We start from the raw sequence: 20,629 nt of genomic DNA, 5'->3' as shown, positions 1-20,629 counted from the left end.
TGATTGTGAAAGATGCTCGCGTCCACTATGCAGATCTCAAACAACAACCCCACCAACCCCCACCCACACCCCACAGGCGCGAACAGGTAGCAGGAGGAACCAGAAGACACCAACCCAAGCCAAGGAACAAACCCCGGCCCCGAAGACACACACCTCACGGCATGCACCCCACGGCTGATCCTTCAGGACCCAACAGTGTGTCCAACCACGCCCCCACCAACGCGGGGCCCATGACCAGGCGCCCCTGCATCTGCGAGCACAGCAAGCTGCACCCACCAGACACCACGAGACACCTGGCAGTCGACGATTCCACTAGTGAGACACCACCATGCGCCACCAGACAGCACTGGACCTTGTGGCCAGCCAGCTGATGGTCGGGGTGCGTGCTCCTTAGAAAGGAGGTGATCCAGCCGCACCTTCCGGTACGGCTACCTTGTTACGACTTCGTCCCAATCGCCAGCCCCACCTTCGACGGCTCCCTCCACAAGGGTTGGGCCACCGGCTTCGGGTGTTGCCGACTTTCGTGACGTGACGGGCGGTGTGTACAAGGCCCGGGAACGTATTCACCGCAGCGTTGCTGATCTGCGATTACTAGCGACTCCGACTTCATGGGGTCGAGTTGCAGACCCCAATCCGAACTGAGACCGGCTTTTTGGGATTCGCTCCCCCTCACGGGATCGCAGCCCTTTGTACCGGCCATTGTAGCATGCGTGAAGCCCTGGACATAAGGGGCATGATGACTTGACGTCATCCCCACCTTCCTCCGAGTTGACCCCGGCAGTCTCCTATGAGTCCCCACCACCCCAAAGGGCGTGCTGGCAACATAGAACGAGGGTTGCGCTCGTTGCGGGACTTAACCCAACATCTCACGACACGAGCTGACGACAGCCATGCACCACCTGTACACCCCCAAAAGAAGCCCCATCTCTGGAGCGGCAGGGTGTATGTCAAACCCAGGTAAGGTTCTTCGCGTTGCATCGAATTAATCCGCATGCTCCGCCGCTTGTGCGGGCCCCCGTCAATTCCTTTGAGTTTTAGCCTTGCGGCCGTACTCCCCAGGCGGGGCGCTTAATGCGTTAGCTGCGGCACGGAATCCGTGGAATGGACCCCACACCTAGCGCCCAACGTTTACGGTGTGGACTACCAGGGTATCTAATCCTGTTCGCTCCCCACACTTTCGCTCCTCAGCGTCAGGATATTCCCAGAGAACCGCCTTCGCCACCGGTGTTCCTCCTGATATCTGCGCATTTCACCGCTACACCAGGAATTCCGTTCTCCCCTGAATACCTCTAGTCTGCCCGTATCGAAAGCAAGCGCCGTGTTAAGCACGGCGTTTTCACTCCCGACGCGACAAACCGCCTACGAGCCCTTTACGCCCAATAATTCCGGACAACGCTCGCACCCTACGTATTACCGCGGCTGCTGGCACGTAGTTGGCCGGTGCTTCTTCTGTAGGTACCGTCACTCGCGCTTCGTCCCTACTGAAAGAGGTTTACAACCCGAAGGCCGTCATCCCTCACGCGGCGTTGCTGGATCAGGCTTCCGCCCATTGTCCAATATTCCCCACTGCTGCCTCCCGTAGGAGTCTGGGCCGTGTCTCAGTCCCAGTGTGACCGGTCACCCTCTCAGGCCGGCTACCCGTCGAAGCCATGGTGAGCCATTACCTCACCATCAAGCTGATAGGCCGCGAGCACATCCCTGGCCGAAAAACTTTCCACCACCAAACATGCGTAAAGTGGTCATATCCGGTATTAATCACCGTTTCCGGTGGCTATCCCAAAGCCAGGGGCAGATTACTCACGTGTTACTCACCCGTTCGCCGCTCGAGTACCCCCGAAGAGGCCTTTCCGCTCGACTTGCATGTGTTAAGCACGCCGCCAGCGTTCGTCCTGAGCCAGGATCAAACTCTCCATCGAAAAACACCACCCCCCCACCAACACCCACAAAAGGACGCCAGCAGCAGGAGCGACAATCAATAAGAGCCACATCCCCTGACTGAACAAAACTAGCGAAAGACACCCACAACCAAAGCCATGGGCATCAGCCAGAATCATTGTCAAAGAAACCGCGACACCAAACCAAAGCCTGGCGCCAACGGGGCATAACAAACTAATTCGTCGACTAATCAAACACACTGTTGAGTTCTCAAGAATCAGACGCACCCACATCGCGATCCCATCAGGACCCCGGTCGCGTGGAGCAACTGGTCGTGCTGTGCTCGGTGGTGTCACCGTGACCGATGATCGCTTCGAGCCGATCGCCTCGGGGCCGGGAGCCCGGCCTGACCGGCCTTGCTCCCCGCCGCTCCCTGGCGACAGAGAAAACATTAGACCCATCCCGCCGGGTGTGCCAAACCGGGGGTACCCCTCACGCAAAACCGCAGGTCAGCGGCCTGCCTGACCACGCGGTGCCGCTGGTCGGTAGCTGCTGACAGTGGCGTGGCCGTCGATCCAGAAGCGCCACGGCCGCTCGGCGGCGTGCCGCAGGCCGACCCTCGGACCGGTCGCGACGGTCATCGCGTCCGCGGTCGGCTCCCCCGCTGCCAGGACGGCCGGCGTCCCGTCGTGGGCGAGGTCGATCGCGAGGGCGCGGCACAGCCGGGCCGGGCCCCGAGCGAGGTCGCGGTCTGCCGCCCCGGGACGGCGGGCCCGCGCGGTCGCGAGCCCGTCGACCACCTCGCCTGCACGGAGCAGCACCGCACCCGGGTCGCCCTCCGGTCCGGTGACGAGGTTGGCGCAGTGGTGCATGCCGTAGACGAAGTAGACGTAGAGCCGTCCGGGCGGACCGAACATCGTGGCGTTGCGCGCGGTGCGGCCGCGGAAGGCGTGCGAGCCCGGGTCGTCCGGACCCCGGTAGGCCTCCACCTCGGTCAGGCGGACCGAGACCCCGGCATGGGTGAGCACCGCTCCCAGCAGGCGGGGAGCGACCTCGAGGGGATCGCCCTCAGCCCAGCCGGCCACGGTGCGTGGCGCTGGCGGCGCGGAGTGCGTCGAGCTGCTCGCGCACCCGGACCGGCGCGGTGCCGCCCCGTCCCGAGCGCGAGGCCACAGAGCCCTCGACGGTGAGGACGGTGCGGACCTCGGGCGTCAGGGCCGGGGAGATCGCGGCGAGCTGCTCGTCGTCGAGGTCCGGCAGGTCGCACCCGAGCTCCTCGCACCGCCGCACGCACGCCCCGGCGAGCTCGTGGGCGTCCCGGAACGGCACCCCCTGGCGTACGAGCCACTCGGCGACGTCGGTGGCGAGCGAGAACCCCTGCGGGGCGAGCTCGGCCATCCGGTCGGCGTTGAAGGTCAGGGTCGCGACCATCCCGGTCACGGCGGGCACCAGCACCTCGAGGGTGGAGACGGAGTCGAAGACCGGCTCCTTGTCCTCCTGCAGGTCGCGGTTGTAGGCCAGCGGCAGGCCCTTGAGCGTGGCCATCAGGCCGGTCAGGTTGCCGACCAGTCGGCCGGCCTTGCCGCGTGCGAGCTCGGCGATGTCCGGGTTCTTCTTCTGCGGCATGATGCTGGACCCGGTCGACCAGGAGTCGTGCAGCGTCGCGAAGTCGAACTCCCGCGTGGCCCAGAGGATGACCTCCTCGGAGAGCCGCGAGAGGTCGACCCCGATCTGCGCGGTGACGAACGCGAACTCGGCCGCGAAGTCGCGCGACGCGGTGCCGTCGATCGAGTTGGCCGACGACCCGGAGAAGCCGAGCTCGCCCGCGACGGCTTCCGGGTCGAGGCCGAGCGTCTGCCCGGCGAGCGCCCCCGAGCCGTAGGGCGAGTCGGCCGCGACGCGCGCATCCCAGTCGCGCAGCCGCTCGACGTCACGCAGCAGGGGCCACGCGTGGGCGAGCAGGTGGTGCGACAGCAGCACCGGCTGTGCGTGCTGAAGGTGGGTGCGGCCCGGCATCACGGTCTCGCGCCCGGAGGCGAGGTGGTCGGCAGCCTGGTCGGCGAGCACGTCGACCAGGTCGAGCACGAGGGACGCGATGGTCCGGGCGTGGTCGCGCAGGTACGCCCGGAACAGCGTGGCGACCTGGTCGTTGCGCGAGCGTCCGGCGCGGAGGCGGCCACCGACCTCGGGGCCGACCTCCTCCAGCAGGAGACGCTCGAGGGCGCCGTGCACGTCCTCGTCGGAGGGGTCGGGCAGCAGGTCGCCGGAGGAGTACCGCTCCCCCAGCACCCGGAGCCCGCGGAGCAGCTCGGCGTGGTCGGCGTCGGTGAGCAGGCCCGCGCGGTGCAGCGCGTTGGCGTGGGCGCGCGAGCCGGCGAGGTCGTAGGGCGTGAGCTGCCAGTCGAAGTGGGTCGACCGGGACAGCGCCTGCAGCTCGGGCGACGGCCCGCTGGCGAAGCGCCCGCCCCACAGGCTCCCGCGGTGGGTCGCCCCGTCCGCGGCAGCCTCGTCGGAGGTCTCGGGCGCGGTCGTCTGCTCCGGCTCGCTCACGACCCTGAGTCTGTCAGTCGAGCGCGCGCCCGACGGCACGGGCCCGGATGTCGGGCGCCGCGAGGCGCTCGGCGTTGGCGGCGAGGTCGTCGGCCTCGACCTGCGACTCGCGCTCGGCGGCCACGCGGGCGCGGTACGCGGCCACCTCGTCGGCGACCCGCTCGTCGTCCCACCCGAGCACGGGCGCGACCAGCCGAGCGGCGTCGTCGGCGCAGGCAACGCCCCGGTCGTGCGCCTCGATGGAGATGCGGGTGCGGCGGGCGAGCAGGTCGTCGAGGTGCAGCGCGCCCTCGTGGGAGGCGGCGTAGACGACCTCGACCTTGAGGTACTCCTCGGCGCCCGGGAGCGGTTCCAGCAGCGAGGCGTCGTCGTCGGCCAGCTCGAGCACCTCGTCGAGCAGCGAGCCGTAGCGCTCGAGCAGGTGGGTGATCCGCCAGGTCGGCAGGTGCCGCTCGCGGGCCAGCCGGTCGGTCTGGTTGGTCAGCGCCTGGTAGCCCTGGGCACCGACCAGCGGGATCTGGTCGGTGACGCAGGTGCCGACGCCCGAGGGCAGGTCGACCAGGGCAGCGTCGACCGCGTCCGCTGCCATGACGCGGTAGGTCGTGTACTTGCCGCCCGCGATCGAGATGAGGCCGGGCTGCGGCCGGGCGACCGCGTGCTCGCGCGACAGGCTGGAGGTGGCCTCGCTCTCGCCGCTCAGCAACGGCCGCAGGCCGGCGTAGACGCCCTCGATGTCGTCGTGGGTCAGCGGCTTGGCGAGCACGGTGTTGACGTGGTCGAGGATGTAGTCGATGTCGGCGCGGCTGGCGGCCGGGTGGGCGCGGTCGAGCTCCCAGTCGGTGTCGGTGGTGCCGACGATCCAGTGGGTGCCCCACGGGATGACGAACAGCACGGACTTCTCGGTGCGCAGGATCATGCCGGTCTCGGAGTTGATCCGGTCGCGAGGGACGACGATGTGGACGCCCTTGGAGGCGCGGACGTTGAAGCGGCCGCGACCGCCCGCCATCGTCTGGACCTCGTCGGTCCACACGCCGGCGCAGTTGATGACGACGCGCGAGGAGAGGGTCTGCTCCTCCCCCGTCTCGACGTCGGTGACGGTCGCGCCGACGATCCGCTCGCCGGCACGGGTCAGACCGGTGACCTTGACCGAGGGCAGCACGGTCGCGCCGTAGGACGCGGCGGTGCGCGCCAGCATCATCGTGTGGCGGGCGTCGTCGGCCTGGGCGTCGTAGTAGAGCAGGCCGCCGGCGAGGGCGTCGCGGCGCAGGCCGGGCGCGAGCTTGAGCGCGCCGGAGCGGGTGAGCTGGCGATGCCGCGGGAGCGAGCGGGCGCCGCCCATCGTGTCGTACAGGGTCAGGCCGGCCGTGACGTAGGGGCGCTCCCAGACGCGGTGCTGGAGCGGGTAGAGGAACGACACCGGGCGGACGAGGTGGGGGGCGATGCGGGTCAGCATGAGCTCGCGCTCGCGCAGCGCCTCGCGGACGAGCGAGAAGTTCATCTGCTCGAGGTAGCGCAGGCCGCCGTGGAACAGCTTGGAGCTGCGCGACGACGTCCCGGACGCGAGGTCGCGCTGCTCGACGAGGACGACGCGCAGACCGCGGGTGGCCGCGTCGAGGGCGACGCCGGCGCCGGTGACCCCACCACCGATGACCAGCACGTCGATGTCGGCGTCGGCGAGCGAGTGCCAGCCGGCGGCGCGCTCCTCGGGACCGAGACGGGACGAACGAGGCATGGCGAGGCACCTCCGTGAGACGGGTGGCGTGGGGTCGTCACCACCCTACTCAGCCTGCCCCGACGGCATTTCTGCGTCCCGGCACCGCTTAGGCACTGTGCAAGGATGCCCGGGACCCAACGCCTGTGGCCTGCGTCACGTTCTCGGGCGTTCCGACTCTCGACGAGAGGCAACGCGTGATCAGCGACATCTTCCTCCCCGAGCTGATGGGGACCGCGATCCTCATCCTGCTCGGCTGCGGCGTGGTGGCCAACGTCCTGCTGCCGAAGACCGGTGGCAACGCCGGCGGCACCCTGATGATCAACTTCGGCTGGGGCCTGGCGGTCTACTCGGGCGTCTACGTCGCCTACAAGTCCGGCGCCCACCTCAACCCGGCCGTCACGTTCGGCATCCTCGCCGCCGGCGACTCCGGCCTCTCGTTCGCCGACGTGCTCACCTACCTCGCAGGCCAGATGCTCGGCGCGATGCTCGGCGCGACGCTCGCGTGGGCGGCGTACAAGAAGCACTTCGACGACCCGGACGCCGACGAGGGCTCCAAGCTCGGAGTCTTCAGCACCATGCCGACGATCCGTTCGAACGGCTGGAACGTCGTCACCGAGGTGATCGGCACCTTCGTGCTGGTGTTCGTGATCCTCTCGTTCGGCCGCACCCCCACCGAGGTCGGTCCGCTGGCCGTCGCCCTGCTCGTCGTCGCGATCGGCGCCAGCCTCGGCGGCCCCACGGGGTACGCCATCAACCCCGCCCGCGACCTGGGCCCGCGCATCATGCACGCCCTGCTGCCGATCCCCCGCAAGGGCAGCAGCGGCTGGGACTACGCCTGGGTGCCGGTCGTGGCACCCCTCGTCGGCGGCATCCTCGGCGGCCTCGCCGCCAACGTCGTCGGCTTCGTCTGAGCCACCCGCCCCACCGTCCGCACGTCCACGTCCAGCACCCACCCCACACGGAAACCCCACGGAGGCAACCGATGCCCACGACCTACATCCTGTCCATCGACCAGGGCACCACCAGCACGCGCGCGATGATCTTCGACCACTCCGGCTCGGTCGTGGCGGTCGACCAGGTCGAGCACGAGCAGATCTTCCCGCGCGCCGGCTGGGTCGAGCACGACCCGATCGAGATCTGGGAGAACACCCGCAAGGTGATCGGCGGGGCGCTGGCGAAGGCCAACCTCAACAGCAAGAACATCGCGGCGGTGGGCATCACCAACCAGCGTGAGACCGCCGTGGTGTGGGACAAGACCACCGGGCAGCCGGTCTACAACGCCATCGTGTGGCAGGACACCCGCACCCAGAAGATCGTCGACGCGCTGGCCGGCGACGAGGGCGTCGAGCGCTACAAGGCCATCTGCGGCCTCCCGCTGGCGACGTACTTCTCGGGCCCGAAGGTGAAGTGGATCCTCGACAACGTCGACGGGGCGCGGGAGAAGGCCGAGGCCGGGGACCTGGTCTTCGGCAACACCGACACCTGGGTGCTGTGGAACCTCACCGGCGGCGCCGACAACGACGGCGTCCACGTCACCGACGTGACCAACGCCAGCCGCACCATGCTGATGCGGCTCGAGGACCAGACGTGGGACGAGTCGATCGCTGCGGACATGGGCATCCCGATGTCGATGCTGCCCGAGATCAAGTCGTCCTCGGAGGTCTACGGCGAGTGCAAGCCGGGCGTCCTCAACGGCACCCCGATCGCCGGCATCCTCGGCGACCAGCAGGCGGCGACCTTCGGCCAGGCGTGCCTGGAGAAGGGCACCGCCAAGAACACCTACGGCACGGGCAACTTCATGCTCCTCAACACCGGCACCGAGCAGGTGCCGAGCGAGAACGGCCTGCTCACGACGGTCTGCTACAAGATCGGCGAGCAGGAGACCGTCTACGCCCTCGAGGGGTCGATCGCGGTGACCGGGTCGCTCGTGCAGTGGATCCGGGACAACCTCGGCATGATCGGCTCCGCGGCCGAGATCGAGGAGCTGGCGATGAAGGTCGAGGACAACGGCGGCGCGTACTTCGTGCCGGCGTTCTCGGGCCTCTTCGCCCCGCACTGGCGCCCCGACGCGCGCGGCGCGCTCGTCGGCCTGACCCGCTACGTCAACCGCAACCACATCGCCCGCGCGGTGCTCGAGTCGACCGCCTTCCAGACCCGCGAGGTGCTCGACGCGATGAACGCCGACTCCGGCGTCCCGCTCACCGAGCTGCGCGTCGACGGCGGCATGGTGGTCAACGAGACGCTCATGCAGTTCCAGGCCGACATCCTCGGCGTCGACGTGGTCCGTCCGAAGGTCGCGGAGACGACGGCGCTCGGTGCGGCGTACGCCGCCGGCCTCGCCGTGGGCTACTGGGAGAACGAGGACGACATCCGCGACAACTGGGGCGAGGACAAGCGCTGGAGCCCGCAGATGCCCGAGGACGAGCGCGAGCGCCTCTACCGCAACTGGAAGAAGGCGGTCACCAAGACCCTGGACTGGGTCGACGACGACGTGGAGTGACACGCCTCGTGCGTGCAGCGGCGCCCGGGGTCCTCGACCCCGGGCGCCGGTGCGTCGGCGTGCTGCGTCCGTGGGCTCAGTCCGTGCCGAACTCCATCGCGGCGTTGTCGAGGGCGGACTCGTCGAGGGGCTCGCCGTCCGTCTCGTCGCCGGACGCGCTGCCGGTGATCCGGTCGAAGCCGCCCGCCTCGATCGCGCCGTAGAGCGTGCCGTTCTCGACGAGGACCTGGCCCTGGTCGAGCGGCTGCGAGGCGTAGAGCTCGAGCTTGGCGCGGGAGTCGGCGATGTCGAGGTTGCGCATCGTGAGCTGGCCGATCCGGTCGGTCGGGCCGAACGCGGCGTTCTCGGTGCGCTCCATCGACAGCTTGTCGGGGTGGTAGGAGAACGCCGGGCCGTCGGTCCGCAGGATCGTGTAGTCCTCGCCGCGGCGCAGCCGGAGCGTCACCTCGCCGGTCACGAGGGAGGCGATCCAGCGCTGGACCGACTCGCGGATCATCAGCGCCTGCGGGTCGAGCCAGCGTCCCTCGTAGAGCAGCCGCCCGAGCTTGCGGCCCTCGTTGTGGTACTGCGCGACGGTGTCCTCGTTGTGGATCGCGTTGACCAGCCGCTCGTAGGCGATGAACAGCAGCGCCATCGCCGGCGCCTCGTAGATGCCGCGCGACTTGGCCTCGATGATCCGGTTCTCGATCTGGTCGGACATCCCGAGCCCGTGGCGCCCGCCGATCGCGTTGGCCTCGTGGACCAGCGCCACCGGGTCGTCGTAGCGGGTGCCGTTGATCGCCACCGGGCGCCCCTGGTCGAACCGGATGGTGACGTCCTCGGCCTCGATCGAGACCGACGGGTCCCAGAACTTCACGCCCATGATCGGCTCGACCGTCTCCAGCGAGACGTCGAGGTGCTCGAGGGTCTTGGCCTCGTGGGTCGCGCCCCAGATGTTGGCGTCGGTGGAGTACGCCTTCTCCTGGCTGTCGCGGTAGGGCAGGCCCTGCTCGGTGAGCCAGGCGCTCATCTCGTGGCGCCCGCCGAGCTCGGTGACGAAGTCGGCGTCGAGCCACGGCTTGTAGATGCGCAGGTCGGGGTTGGCGAGCAGGCCGTAGCGGTAGAACCGCTCGATGTCGTTGCCCTTGAAGGTCGAGCCGTCGCCCCAGATGTTGACGTCGTCGTCGTGCATCGCGCGGACCAGCATGGTGCCGGTCACGGCGCGTCCGAGCGGCGTGGTGTTGAAGTACGCGCGGCCGCCCGAGCGGATGTGGAAGGCGCCGCAGGCGAGGGCGGCGAGGCCCTCCTCGACGAGCTGGGTCTTGCAGTCGACGGCGCGCGCGAGCTCGGCGCCGTACTGCATCGCGCGGGACGGGACGCCGGAGATGTCGGGCTCGTCGTACTGGCCGATGTCGGCGGTGTAGGTGCACGGGACCGCGCCCTTGGCGCGCATCCAGGCGACGGCCACGGACGTGTCGAGCCCGCCGGAGAAGGCGATGCCGACGCGCTCGCCGACGGGAAGGGAGGTGAGGACCTTGCTCACTGGGAGTCCTTTTCAGTGCTGGTGTGGGTGGAGCCGGCGTGGTGGTGGTCATTGGCCAGGTCGAGGAACCGCTGCGCCAGGGCGTCGCCGCCCTGCGGGTCGCGGCCGATGACCAGGAGGGTGTCGTCGCCGGCGATGGTGCCGAGGATGTCGCCGAGGTCGGCCTTGTCGAAGGCGCTCGCCAGGAACTGCGCGGCCCCGGGCGGGGTGCGGAGCACGACCAGGTTGGCGCTGGCCTCCGCACTCACCAGGAGCTCGGCGCAGAGCCGGGCGAGCCGTTCGCGCCCGGCGGCGCTCTCGCGCGGCGCCTGGGCGGAGCGGTCCCCGCCCTCACCGGGGACGGCGTAGACCAGCGCGCCGTCCGCGCTGCGCACCTTCACCGCGTCGAGCTCGACGAGGTCACGGCTCAGCGTGGCCTGGGTGACGCGGACGCCGTGGTCGGCGAGCAGCTCGGCGAGCTCGGTCTGCGAGCGCACGGGGTGGGCGGTGACGATGTCGACGATCCGCTGGTGGCGGGCGCCCTTGGTCAGCGGGCTGACGGCCGTCATGATTTGTCCAGGAGCCAGGTCAGCACCGCCTTCTGGGCGTGCCGCCGGTTCTCGGCCTCGTCCCAGACGACCGACTGCGTGCCCTCGATGACCTCCTCGGAGATCTCCTTCCCGCGGTAGGCGGGCAGGCAGTGCAGGACGATCGCGTCGGACGTGGCGTGGGAGAGCAGCTCGTCCGTGACGCCGTAGGGCGGGAAGATCCGCAGCCGCTCGGCGGCCTCCTCCTCGCGTCCCATGCTCACCCACGAGTCGGTGATCACGGCGTCGGCACCGTGCACCGCCTCGACGGGGTCGGTCGTCAGCTCGATCGAGCCGCCGGTGTCCTGGGCGATCTCGCGGGCCCGGGCGACGACGTCGGCGTCCGGGCCGAAGCCCGCGGGGGCGCCGACGACGACGTGCATGCCCGCCGACGCGCCCGCGAGGACCCATGAGTTGCCCATGTTGCAGGCGCCGTCGCCGACGAACGCCGCCCGGACGCCGGCGAGGCGTCCCTTGTGCTCGCGGACGGTCTGCAGGTCGGCCAGCAGCTGACACGGGTGGAACTCGTCGGTGAGCGCGTTGAGGACCGGGACGTGGGCGTAGGCCGCCATGGTGTCGACGTCGCTCTGGTGGGCGGTGCGCCACACGATCGCCGCGGCCTGGCGGCCGAGGATGCGGGCCACGTCCTCGACGCCCTCGCGCGAGCCCATCGCGGCCAGGCCGCCGTCGACGGTCATCGGGTTGCCGCCGAGCTCGGCGATGCCGGCCGCGAAGGACACCTGGGTCCGCAGGGTCGGCCGGTCGAAGACCAGCGCGACCGTGTGCGGGCCGGCCAGGGGCCTGTGGCCGAACGGGTCGGCCTTCATCGCGTCGGCGAGGTCGAGCACCTCGAGGAGCTCGGCGGGCGACAGGTCGTCGTCGCGGAGGAAGTGGCGGGTCATGCGTGGGTCTCCTGTGAGCCGGCGGCAGTGCGGGCGTGGGCGAGGATCGACGGGAGGGCTGCGCCGAGCGCGTCGAGGTCCTCGGAGGTGATGACGAGCGGCGGGACGAAGCGCAGCCGCGTCGGCCCGGTCGCGTTGAGGATGAAGCCGGCGTCGCGGGCCGCTGCCACGGCGTGCGGCGCGTACGGCCCGTCGAGCTCGGCGCCGCGCATCAGGCCGGCGCCGGTGACCTGCACGACGCCGGTCTGGGCGGCGAGCAGCCCGGCGAGCTGCTCGCCGCGAGCGGTCGCGGCGCCCAGCAGGTCGTCGGCCTCGACGGTCGCGAGGACGGCCAGCGCGGCGGCCGCCGCGACCGGGTTGCCGCCGAACGTCGTGCCGTGGTTGCCGGGCTGCAGCAGCGTCGCGGCCGCGCCCCGGGCGACGGTCGCGCCGACCGGGATGCCGCCACCGAGGCCCTTGGCCAGGGTGACCACGTCGGGCTCGGCGCCGTCGACGAGCTGGTGGGCGAACCACGCGCCGGTGCGGGCGATGCCGGTCTGCACCTCGTCGACCCACAGCAGGGCGCCGTGGGCGTGGGCGATCCGGCCGGCGGCGGCGAGGAGGTCCGGGGACGGCACGACGACGCCGGCCTCGCCCTGGATCGGCTCGAGCACCACGGCTGCGACGGTGTCGTCGACCGCCGCCTCGAGGGCGGCCACGTCGTCGAACGGGACGAACGTGACGTCGCCGGGGAGCGGCTCGAAGGGCTCGCGGTAGGCGGCCTTGGAGGTGAGCGCCAGGGCACCCATGGTCCGGCCGTGGAACGAGCCCTCGGCGGCGACGATCCGCGTCCGGCCGGTGCGGCGGGTGAGCTTGAGCGCCGCCTCGTTGGCCTCGGCACCGGAGTTGCTGAAGAACACGCGTGCGTCGTCGCCCCACCCGAGCAGCCCGACGAGCCGCTCCGCGAGCGCGACCTGCGGCTCCGTGGCGAAGAAGTTGCTGACGTGGCCGAGGGTCTCGAGCTGGGTGGTCACGGCCTCGACCAGCGCCGGGTGGGCGTGGCCGAGCGCGTTGACGGCGATCCCGCCGAGCAGGTCGACGTACTCCCTGCCGTCGGCGTCCCAGACGTGCGCGCCCCTCCCCCGGGCCAGCGCGAGCGCCGGCGGGCCGAAGGTGTTCATGACCGCGCGGGAGTAGCGCTCCTGGACGTCGCTCATCACGCGTCCTCCGATCCGTAGGGCTTGCGGAGCCGCGTCGCGACGCCGGGCAGCACCTGGGTGCCGACGCCCTCGTCGGTGAAGATCTCGAGCAGCACGGCGTGCGGCTCACGGCCGTCGACGACCGTCGCGCGGGGCACTCCCCCGACGACCGCCTCGTAGCAGGCGCGCATCTTGGGGATCATCCCGGCGTCGAGGCCGGGCAGCATCTCGCCGAGCGCCTCGGGGCTGATCTCCTGGATCAGGTCGTCGGAGTTGCCGTAGTCGCGGTAGAGGCCCTCGACGTCGGTGAGCACCATCAGCTTCTCCGCCCCGAGCGCGACGGCGAGCGCGGCCGCGGCGGTGTCGGCGTTGACGTTGTGGACCAGGCCGTGGGCGTCGGGGGCGACCGAGCTCACCACGGGGACCCGGCCGGCCTCGATCAGGTCGAGGACGGCCTCCGGACGGACCTCGGCGACCTCGCCGACGAGGCCGAGGTCGACCTCCTCGCCGTCGACGACGGTGCCCGTGGCCTCGGCCCGGAACAGCCCGGCGTCCTCGCCGGACAGGCCGACGGCGAGCGCGCCGTGCTGGTTGATCAGCCCCACGAGCTCGCGCTGCACCTGGCCGACGAGCACCATCCGGACGACGTCCATCGCCTCGGGCGTGGTCACGCGCAGGCCGCCGCGGAACTCCGACGCGATGCCGAGCCGGTCGAGCATCCGCGAGATCTGCGGACCGCCGCCGTGCACGACGACGGGCTTGAAGCCGGCGAACCGCAGGAACGCGATGTCCTCGGCGAAGGCGACCTTGAGCGCGTCGTCGGTCATCGCGTTGCCGCCGTACTTCACCACGATCGTCTGGCCGTGGTAGCGCTTGAGCCACGGCAGCGCGGCCGCCAGGGTGCGTGCCTTGGCCGGGTCTGGCCGGCGAGGGGTCTGGTCGACGGCGGTCTCGGCGCCCCGGCCGTCCGCGGGCCGGTCCTGGGAGTGGTCCTGGGTCTGGTTCATGAGCTGTACGCGCTGTTCTCGTGGACGTAGGCGTGGGTGAGGTCGTTGGTCCAGACGGTCGCGCGGGCGTCGCCGGACTTGAGGTCGATGGTCACGCTGACCTCGCGGCCGGTGAGGTCGACCGTGGCGGGGTCCTCGGCGGGGGTGGACTCACGGCACACCCAGACGCCGTTCATGGCGACGTCGAGGTCGGCGGGGTCGAACTGCGCCTGCGTGGTGCCGATCGAGGCGAGGACGCGGCCCCAGTTGGGGTCGTTGCCGAAGATCGCGGCCTTGAAGAGGTTGCTGCGGGCCACGCTGCGGCTGACCTCGACGGCCTCCTCCTCGGAGGCCGCGTGGAGGGTGGTGATGGCGATCTCGTGGTCGGCGCCCTCGGCGTCCTTCAGCAGCTGCATGGCGAGGTCGGTGCAGGCCTGGGTGAGGGCGGCGGTGAAGTCCTCGGGGGTGGGCGTGATGCCGCTGGCCCCGCTCGCCATCACGGTGACCGTGTCGTTGGTGGACATGCAGCCGTCGGAGTCGAGCCGGTCGAAGCTGACCCGCGTGGCGGCGCGCAGCGCCGCGTCGAGCTCGGCGGCCGGCACGACCGCGTCGGTGGTCAGCACGACGAGCATGGTGGCGAGCTGGGGCGCGAGCATCCCGGCGCCCTTGGCCATGCCGCCGACGGACCAGCCGGCCCCCTCGACCACGGTGTTCTTGCTGACCGAGTCGGTCGTCATGATCGCCTCGGCCGCGCTCGCGCCACCGTCTGCGGACAGGGCGGCGGTGGCGGCCTCGACGCCGGCGAGGAGGTCGTCGCGGTCGTTGGCCAGGCCGATCAGGCCGGTCGAGCACACCACGACGTCGATCGCGCCGATGCCGAGGCCGCTGGCGACCTTCTCGGCGACGGCGTGGGTGGTCTGGAAGCCCTCGGGCCCGGTGTAGCAGTTGGCGCCGCCGGAGTTGAGCACGACCGCACGGACGGTGCCGTCCTTGACGACCTCCTGGCTCCAGAGGACCGGGTTGGCCTTGCAGCGGTTGGCGGTGAAGACGGTGGCGGAGTCGTGGGTGGGGCCCTGGTTGACGACCAGGGCGAGGTCCTTGGCACCGGTGGACTTGAGTCCGGCCGCGACGCCGGCGGCGGTGAAGCCGACTGGGTGGGTGACAGTCATCAGGGAGCGAGTCCGATCGTGGAGAGCCCGGTGGCCTCGTCGAGGCCCAGGGCGAGGTTCATGCACTGGACGGCGGCGCCGGCGGTGCCCTTGGCGAGGTTGTCGACCACGGCCACCGCCACCAGTCGTCGTACGCGCTCGTCGACCGCGACCTGGACCTGCACGGCGTTGGAGCCGAGCACGGACTGGGTCTGGGGCCACTGGCCCTCCGGCAGGACGTGGACGAACGGCTCGTCGGCGTACGCCGCCACGTAGGCGTCGCGCGCCTGCGCGGCGGACACACCGTCGACCAGCGGCGCCTGCACCGTCGCGAGGATGCCCCGCGACATCGGCACGAGGAGCGGCGTGAAGCCGACCTTCACCGCGGTGCCGGCGACGCCGCTGAGGTTCTGCACGATCTCGGGGGTGTGCCGGTGCGTGCCGCCGACGCCGTAGGCGCTGGCGTTGCCCATCACCTCGCTGCCCAGCAGGTGGGGCTTGGCGGCCTTGCCCGCGCCGCTGGTGCCCGAGGCGGCGACCACCGTGACGTCCGGCTCGACGAGACCAGCGGTGAGCGCGGGGACGATCGCCAGGGTGGAGACGGTCGGGTAGCAGCCCGGGACGGCGATCCGCCGCGCGCCGCGGAGCAGCTCGCGCTGGCCGGGCAGCTCGGGCAGGCCGTAGGGCCACGAGCCGGCGTGCTCGCCACCGTAGAAGGCCTGCCACTCCCCCGGGTCGGTGAGCCGGAAGTCGGCACCGCAGTCGATGACGACGGTGTCGTCGCCGAGCGCCTGGGCGATCGCGGCCGACTGGCCGTGCGGCAGCCCGAGGAACACCACGTCGTGCCCGGCGAGGGTCTCGACGGCGGTGTCGGCGAGCACCCGGTCGGCGAGCGGGAGCAGGTGCGGCTGTAGCGCGCCGAGCCGCTCGCCGGCGTTGCTGCCGGCGGTGACGGCGCCGATCTCGACCCCGGGGTGACCCAGCAGGAGGCGCAGCACCTCGCCCCCGGCGTACCCACTTGCTCCGGCGACGGCGACTGATGCGGACATGTGAATGAATATACATGCCAGTGCATGACACTGCGAAAGGGCCCGATAAGCCCGAGCGCGGCGTCGGTCGCTCCCCCTACGGTGCTCGGGTGACCCGTCTCGCGCCCGACGCCTACCTGTCCGCCATCCGCTCCGAGTCCGCCCGCTTCCGCGAGGTGCTCGCCGCCTGCGACCCCGACGCCCGCGTGCCCGCCTGTCCCGACTGGGACGCCGCCGACCTGCTCTGGCACCTCGCCACCGTGCAGCGCTGGTGGGCCGAGGTCGTCGGCGCCCGGCCGAGCCAGCCGGAGGAGGTCGAGCCCGAGCGCCCGGGGTCGTACGCCGAGCTGCTCGAGGCCTTCGACCGGTGGTCGGCCGACCTGGTCACCGCCCTCGAGGCGGCCGACCCGGGCGAGGAGGCGTGGAACTGGTCGGACGACCACACCGTCGGCTTCATCCTGCGCCGCCAGGCCCACGAGGCGCTGGTGCACCGGGTGGACGCGGAGCAGACGGCGGGTGCGGGGAGTGACGTCGACGCGCCGCTCGCCGCCGACGGCGTGCACGAGTGCCTCGGCGTCATGTACGGCGGGATGCCGCCGTGGGGTGCCTGGGAGCCGGAGGAGGCGACGGTGCGGGTGGACGTGACCGACACGGGCGACGCCTTCTGGCTGCGCTTCGGCACGTTCTCCGGCACGGACCCGGACAGCGGGAGGTCCTACGCCGACGAGGAGGACTTCCACGTCGTCGAGGCCCCCGAGGACGCGGACGTCGAGCCCGACGTGGTCGTCGACGGCACCGCCGCGGCCCTGGACCTCTGGCTCTGGGACCGCGCGGACGACACGGGCATCGCCGTGGCCGGCGACCCGGACGTGCTGCGACGGTTCCGGGCGATCGTGGGCTCGCCGATCAACTGACGCGACGGTGGAGCGCAGCGCCCGTGGATCGGGCCCTGCGCTCCACCGTCCGTGCTCAGGCGCGCTGGACGGCTCCCGTGCGCTCGGCGGCGAGGGCGACGGCGGCGTCGCGGGCGGCCGCTGCCTCGCCCTCCTTCAGCGTCCGGTCCGGGGCGCGGAAGCGCAGGGCGTAGGCGAGCGACTTCTTCCCCTCGCCGACCTGGGCGCCGGTGAAGACGTCGAAGAGCCGGATCGACTCCAGCAGCTCGCCCGCTCCCTCGCGCAGCGCTGCCTCGACGTCGGCGGCCGGGACGGAGGCATCGACGACCAGCGCCACGTCCTCCTTCGCGACCGGGTAGGACGAGAACGCCGGCGCGGGCCGCAGGTGGACGGCTCGCGTGACCAGCACGTCGAGGTCGACCTCGGCCGCCACGGTCCGCTTCGGCAGGCCGAAGGCGGCACAGACCTTCGGGTGGAGCTCGCCGGCGTGACCGACGACCTCGCCGTCGACCGACAGCTCGGCGCAGCGACCGGGGTGCCAGGGCGCGACCGACGCGGCGCTCGTGGTGACCTCCAGGCCGAGGGCGTCGGCGACGGCGCGGACGGCGTCGACGGCGTCGGACCACGAGACCGGCCGGGCCTCGCCCCACCAGCCGTCGGCCGTCGCGTCACCCGACGCGACGACGGCGAGGTGCAGCGGCTGCGCGGGCAGCGCGGCGTCGAGCGCGGCGAACTCCTCCTCGGTGGGACGTCGGTCGACGGGCAGGATCGCCGCCGGACCGGCGTGCCGCGGGAGCGTCACCGTGCCCGTCTCGAAGATCGCGAGGTCGGTGGTGCCGTGCCCGACGTTCTTGCCGGCCGTGCGCAGCACGCCGGGCAGGAGCGTCGTGGTCATGAACGGGGTCTCGGCGCTCAGCGGGTTGGTCAGCCGCAGCAGGTCGCGGCGCGGGTCGTCGGCGGGGAGGCCGAGGGCTTCGAGGTCGCCCTCCCCCACGAACGGGAAGCTGACCACCTCGACGAAGCCGTCCCCGGCGAGCGTGCGACCCACCCGCCGACGCAGCTGCTGGGCGCGGGTGAGCCCGCGGCCCGAGGGAGGCGTCGGCAGCACCGACGGCACCTTGTCGTAGCCGACGAGGCGGACGACCTCCTCGGAGAAGTCCTGCGCGTCGGTGAGGTCGGGGCGCCACGGGGGCGGCGTGACCGACAGGGTGCCCGAACCGGACACGGCGCAGCCGATCGCACGCAGGCACTCGACCGCCTGCTCCTCGCTGATCGGCATGCCGGACACGCGCTCCGCGAGGTCGCCGCGGACCTCGATCGTCGCCATCGCCGGCGGCGTGCCGACGACCGTGACGCCGGGCGCCGCCGTGCCGCCGCCGTGCTCGACGAGCAGCTCGACGACGCGGTCGGCGGCGGCCTCGCAGATGGTCGGGTCGACGCCGCGCTCGTTGCGCTTCCCGGCCTCCGAGGTGATCTTGTGCCGGCGCCCGGTCCGGAACATCGAGACCGCGTCCCAGTGCGCCGCCTCGACGAGGACCGTCGTGGTCGTGTCGGACATCTCGGTGGTCTCGCCGCCCATCACGCCGCCGAGGCCGATGATCCCGGAGTCGTCGCAGACCACGAGGTCACCCGGGTCGAGGGTGCGCTTCGTGCCGTCGAGGGTCGTGAGCGTCTCGCCCTGACGCGCGCGCCGCACGACCAGCGCGCCCTGCACCTTGTCGGCGTCGTAGCCGTGGATCGGGCGGCCGGTCTCGAGCATCACGTAGTTGGTGACGTCGACCGCGAGCGAGATGGGACGCATGCCGGCGGCGGTGATCCGGCGGACCATGAAGTCCGGCGTCGGCGCCGCAGGGTCGAACCCGGTGACCGTGCGGGCGACGAAGACGGGACAGCCCGCGGCGTCCTCGACCACGACCGGGTGACCGGCGTCGTCGGCTGCAGGGGTGTCGCGGTCGGCCGGGTCGCGGAAGCTGCTCGCGCCCTCGACGGACACCAGCACCTCGCGGGCGATGCCACGGATCGAGAGGGCGTACGCCCGGTCGGGGTTGATCTCGAACTCGATGGTCTCCTCGTCCAGCCCGAGCAGCGGACGGACGTCCTGGCCGGGCTCGCCGGCGCCCTCGGGCAGCACGATGATGCCGTCGTGGTCGTCACCGAGCCCGAGCTCGCGCGAGGAGCAGATCATGCCGGCGGACAGGTGCCCGTAGGTCTTGCGGGCGCTGATCTCGAAGCCGCCGGGCAGGACGCCGCCCGGCAGGACCGTGACGACGAGGTCGCCGGGGGCGAAGTTGTGGGCACCGCAGACGATGCCCTGGGGCTCCCCGGTGCCGTTGGCGTCACCGACGTCGACGGTGCACCAGTTGATGGTCTTGCCGTTCTTCTGCGGCTCGGGCTCCATGGTGAGCACGCGTCCGACCACGAGCGGGCCGGTGATCTCCCTGCCGGGGCTCTCGATCGCCTCGAGCTTGAGGCCGGTGAGGGTCAGCCGGTGGGTGAGGTCGTCGGTCGTCGTCCCGGCAGGGACGTCGACGTGGTCAAGGATCCAGGACAGTGGGGCCTTCATGGCTCTGCGTCCCCTCTCAGATCTCGGTGCCGAAGGCGCTGCTGAACCGGACGTCGCCCTCGAAGAGCGGGCGCAGGTCCTCCAGTCCGTGCCGGAACATGAACGAGCGGTCGATCCCCATGCCGAACGCGAAGCCGCTGTAGACCTCGGGGTCGACACCGCACGCGACGAGCACGCGCGGGTTGACCACGCCGCAGCCGCCCCACTCGATCCAGCCCTCGCCGCGGCAGGTGCGGCACGACGCCGGGTCGACGTTGCGGCACACGAAGCACAGGACGTCGACCTCGGCGGACGGCTCGGTGAACGGGAAGTAGGACGGGCGGAACCGGGTGGTGATGCCGTCGCCGAAGAGCTGCGAGGCGAAGTGGTCGAGCGTCCCCTTGAGGTGGGCCATCGTGATGCCCTCGTCGACGACGAGACCCTCGACCTGGTGGAACATCGGCGAGTGGGTGGCGTCGTACTCGTCGGTGCGGAAGACGCGGCCCGGGCAGACGACGTAGATCGGAGGCTTGCGGGTCAGCATGGTGCGGGCCTGGACCGGCGAGGTCTGGGTGCGCAGCACGACGTGGTCCTCGGCCGGCTCGGTCCAGAACGTGTCCTGCATGGTGCGTGCCGGGTGGTCGGGGCCGAGGTTGAGGGCGTCGAAGTTGAGCCACTCGGCCTCCACGACCGGTCCCTCGGCGACCTCGTAGCCCATCGCGACGAACAGGTCGGCGATCAGCTCGGACTGCAGCGTCAGGGGGTGTCGGCTGCCGCGGCGGCGACGCGTGGTCGGCAGGGAGACGTCGACGGTCTCCTCGACGAGCATCCGCTCCTCGTGCTCGGCCTCGAGCACGGCCTGGCGCGCGGCGACAGCCTGGTTGATCGCGCCGCGGGCCTGGCCGACCCGCTGGCCGGCCTCCTTGCGCGCCTGGGGCGGCAGGGCGCCGATCTCGCGGTTGGCGAGGGCGATCGGGGAACGGTCCCCGGCGTGGTCCAGTCGGACCTGCTTGAGCGCGTCGAGGTCGGCGGCGTCCGCGATCGCGGCCAGGGCCGCCTCACGCATCTCGTCGACCTGGTCGGCCTTGAGCGGGGTCACTTCGACAGGGTCGTAGTCGGTGTTGGGGCCGGACATGGCTCCCTTTCGCGCGGCGTCAGCAGTTCGCCGCAGAGTCTAGGTGTGGACGGAGGTCGGGTCGGAGGCGTCCCCGGACCAGGTCGACGT

General features: G+C 71.2%; 15 protein-coding genes and 1 rRNA gene. 3 read left to right on the top strand and 13 right to left on the bottom strand.

Annotation, left to right across the window (positions count from 1 at the left end):
• Nucleotides 1-394 precede the first annotated feature (394 nt).
• From KDN32_RS09175 to glpD, 4 genes are all read right to left on the bottom strand, one after another.
• Nucleotides 395-1,916 (bottom strand): 16S ribosomal RNA (locus KDN32_RS09175).
• 468 nt (nt 1,917-2,384) lie between these two features.
• The gene (locus KDN32_RS09170; RefSeq protein WP_211731690.1) at nt 2,385-2,960 is read right to left on the bottom strand and encodes a DNA-3-methyladenine glycosylase; all 576 of its coding nucleotides are present in this window, start codon (nt 2,958-2,960) and stop codon (nt 2,385-2,387) included.
• Nucleotides 2,944-4,347, bottom strand: a complete 1,404-nt coding sequence (gene argH / locus KDN32_RS09165; RefSeq protein WP_249216877.1) for an argininosuccinate lyase — start codon at nt 4,345-4,347, stop codon at nt 2,944-2,946. Before argH ends, KDN32_RS09170 begins: the two co-directional genes overlap by 17 nt.
• Nucleotides 4,348-4,438: 91 nt before the next feature.
• A complete protein-coding gene (gene glpD / locus KDN32_RS09160; protein ID WP_211731688.1) occupies nt 4,439-6,157 on the bottom strand; it encodes a glycerol-3-phosphate dehydrogenase in 1,719 nt (572 codons plus the stop codon).
• 179 nt (nt 6,158-6,336) lie between these two features.
• Between glpD and KDN32_RS09155 the strand changes: the two genes are divergently transcribed.
• Both KDN32_RS09155 and glpK read left to right on the top strand, forming a co-directional pair.
• Nucleotides 6,337-7,050 (top strand): MIP/aquaporin family protein, encoded by a 714-nt coding sequence (locus KDN32_RS09155; protein ID WP_307854002.1) that lies wholly within the window; start codon nt 6,337-6,339, stop codon nt 7,048-7,050.
• 71 nt (nt 7,051-7,121) lie between these two features.
• Complete coding sequence (gene glpK / locus KDN32_RS09150) at nt 7,122-8,639, top strand: glycerol kinase GlpK (protein ID WP_211731687.1); 1,518 nt, start codon at nt 7,122-7,124, stop codon at nt 8,637-8,639.
• A gap of 76 nt (nt 8,640-8,715) precedes the next feature.
• Here glpK and argG read toward each other — a convergent pair whose 3' ends face one another.
• Genes argG through argC form a run of 7 tightly spaced genes read right to left on the bottom strand, consistent with a single transcriptional unit; the run spans nt 8,716 to nt 15,990 of the window.
• The gene (gene argG / locus KDN32_RS09145) at nt 8,716-10,161 is read right to left on the bottom strand and encodes an argininosuccinate synthase (RefSeq protein WP_211731686.1); all 1,446 of its coding nucleotides are present in this window, start codon (nt 10,159-10,161) and stop codon (nt 8,716-8,718) included.
• Nucleotides 10,158-10,709, bottom strand: a complete 552-nt coding sequence (locus KDN32_RS09140) for an arginine repressor (protein ID WP_211731685.1) — start codon at nt 10,707-10,709, stop codon at nt 10,158-10,160. The genes argG and KDN32_RS09140 overlap by 4 nt, the downstream gene beginning before the upstream one ends.
• Nucleotides 10,706-11,629: an ornithine carbamoyltransferase gene (gene argF, locus KDN32_RS09135; RefSeq protein ID WP_211731684.1), complete on the bottom strand. Its 924-nt coding sequence runs from the start codon at nt 11,627-11,629 to the stop codon at nt 10,706-10,708. The genes KDN32_RS09140 and argF overlap by 4 nt, the downstream gene beginning before the upstream one ends.
• Entirely contained in the window at nt 11,626-12,825 is a 1,200-nt protein-coding gene (locus KDN32_RS09130; RefSeq protein ID WP_211731683.1) for an acetylornithine transaminase, read from the bottom strand. The genes argF and KDN32_RS09130 overlap by 4 nt, the downstream gene beginning before the upstream one ends.
• Nucleotides 12,825-13,814, bottom strand: coding sequence for an acetylglutamate kinase (argB, locus tag KDN32_RS09125; RefSeq protein ID WP_211731682.1), 990 nt, complete (start codon nt 13,812-13,814; stop codon nt 12,825-12,827). The genes KDN32_RS09130 and argB overlap by 1 nt, the downstream gene beginning before the upstream one ends.
• Nucleotides 13,811-14,962: a bifunctional glutamate N-acetyltransferase/amino-acid acetyltransferase ArgJ gene (argJ, locus tag KDN32_RS09120; protein WP_211731681.1), complete on the bottom strand. Its 1,152-nt coding sequence runs from the start codon at nt 14,960-14,962 to the stop codon at nt 13,811-13,813. Before argJ ends, argB begins: the two co-directional genes overlap by 4 nt.
• Nucleotides 14,962-15,990: an N-acetyl-gamma-glutamyl-phosphate reductase gene (gene argC / locus KDN32_RS09115; protein WP_211731680.1), complete on the bottom strand. Its 1,029-nt coding sequence runs from the start codon at nt 15,988-15,990 to the stop codon at nt 14,962-14,964. Before argC ends, argJ begins: the two co-directional genes overlap by 1 nt.
• Nucleotides 15,991-16,079: 89 nt before the next feature.
• On the opposite strand from argC, the gene KDN32_RS09110 reads away from it, so the two are divergent.
• Complete coding sequence (locus KDN32_RS09110; protein WP_211731679.1) at nt 16,080-16,883, top strand: maleylpyruvate isomerase family mycothiol-dependent enzyme; 804 nt, start codon at nt 16,080-16,082, stop codon at nt 16,881-16,883.
• 55 nt (nt 16,884-16,938) lie between these two features.
• Here KDN32_RS09110 and pheT read toward each other — a convergent pair whose 3' ends face one another.
• Complete coding sequence (gene pheT / locus KDN32_RS09105) at nt 16,939-19,425, bottom strand: phenylalanine--tRNA ligase subunit beta (RefSeq protein WP_211731678.1); 2,487 nt, start codon at nt 19,423-19,425, stop codon at nt 16,939-16,941.
• 16 nt (nt 19,426-19,441) lie between these two features.
• Nucleotides 19,442-20,539, bottom strand: coding sequence for a phenylalanine--tRNA ligase subunit alpha (pheS, locus tag KDN32_RS09100; RefSeq protein WP_211731677.1), 1,098 nt, complete (start codon nt 20,537-20,539; stop codon nt 19,442-19,444).
• Nucleotides 20,540-20,629: the final 90 nt, after the last annotated feature.

This window comes from Nocardioides palaemonis (assembly GCF_018275325.1).
Classification (GTDB): domain Bacteria; phylum Actinomycetota; class Actinomycetes; order Propionibacteriales; family Nocardioidaceae; genus Nocardioides; species Nocardioides palaemonis.
Note: the sequence above shows the minus strand (reverse complement) of the source record. Positions and strands in the feature narration are given on the sequence as shown.

Excerpts from the sequence above, each read along its gene's own strand:
- argB (WP_211731682.1), bottom strand. The coding sequence starts at position 13,814 with ATGAACCAGACCCAGGACCACTCCCAGGACCGGCCCGCGGACGGCCGG.
- KDN32_RS09130 (WP_211731683.1), bottom strand. The coding sequence starts at position 12,825 with ATGAGCGACGTCCAGGAGCGCTACTCCCGCGCGGTCATGAACACCTTC.
- pheT (WP_211731678.1), bottom strand. The coding sequence starts at position 19,425 with ATGAAGGCCCCACTGTCCTGGATCCTTGACCACGTCGACGTCCCTGCC.
- argC (WP_211731680.1), bottom strand. The coding sequence starts at position 15,990 with ATGTCCGCATCAGTCGCCGTCGCCGGAGCAAGTGGGTACGCCGGGGGC.
- argF (WP_211731684.1), bottom strand. The coding sequence starts at position 11,629 with ATGACCCGCCACTTCCTCCGCGACGACGACCTGTCGCCCGCCGAGCTC.
- glpD (WP_211731688.1), bottom strand. The coding sequence starts at position 6,157 with ATGCCTCGTTCGTCCCGTCTCGGTCCCGAGGAGCGCGCCGCCGGCTGG.
- pheS (WP_211731677.1), bottom strand. The coding sequence starts at position 20,539 with ATGTCCGGCCCCAACACCGACTACGACCCTGTCGAAGTGACCCCGCTC.
- argJ (WP_211731681.1), bottom strand. The coding sequence starts at position 14,962 with ATGACTGTCACCCACCCAGTCGGCTTCACCGCCGCCGGCGTCGCGGCC.
- KDN32_RS09140 (WP_211731685.1), bottom strand. The coding sequence starts at position 10,709 with ATGACGGCCGTCAGCCCGCTGACCAAGGGCGCCCGCCACCAGCGGATC.
- glpK (WP_211731687.1), top strand. The coding sequence starts at position 7,122 with ATGCCCACGACCTACATCCTGTCCATCGACCAGGGCACCACCAGCACG.